1 protein-coding gene is annotated in these 659 nt (G+C 40.1%); it reads left to right on the forward strand.

All coding sequences use genetic code 11. From position 1 onward, the window contains the following. A partial coding sequence (locus HHA41_RS13025) for an IS256 family transposase (protein ID WP_168461965.1) occupies window positions 1-627 on the forward strand: 627 nt, incomplete at its 5' end. Between the last annotated feature and the right edge of the window lie 32 nt (window positions 628-659).

Consider the following 659-nt stretch of genomic DNA (forward strand, 5'->3'; position numbering starts at 1 on the left):
AAAGAACTATTGGGGTTATGGATGGCAGAAAACGAGGGGGCTAAATTCTGGTTATCGGTTTTAACCGAACTCAAGAATCGAGGTGTGAAAGACATTCTAATTGCGTGTGTAGATGGCTTAAAAGGCTTCCCTGATGCAATCAATACAGTTTACCCTGACACTCATATCCAGTTGTGTATTATCCACATGGTACGCAATAGCTTGAAATATGTGAGCTGGAAAGACTACAAAGCTGTTACTGCCGATTTAAAGAAAGTTTATCAATCTGTTACCGAAGATGCAGCCCTGCAAGCCCTGGATGAATTTGGTCAAAAGTGGGACGATAAATATCCTCAAATCAGTAAATCATGGCTTGCCAACTGGTCGAATCTCAACACGTTCTTTGCCTATCCAATGGACATTCGCAAGGCGATTTATACCACCAATGCAATTGAATCCTTGAACAGTGTCATTCGCCATGCCACCAAGAAAAGAAAAATCTTCCCAACCGATGATTCTGTGAAAAAAGTGGTATATTTAGCGATTATGGCAGCAAGCAAAAAATGGACGATGCCCATTCAGAATTGGAAAGCTGCCATGAATCGTTTTAGTATCATGTTTGAAGAACGTGTAACCAAGTATTTTTAAAACCACATTTACACAGAATTATTTACACCCTC

The sequence above is a fragment of the Acinetobacter sp. A1 genome, assembly GCF_012371315.1.
Classification (GTDB): domain Bacteria; phylum Pseudomonadota; class Gammaproteobacteria; order Pseudomonadales; family Moraxellaceae; genus Acinetobacter.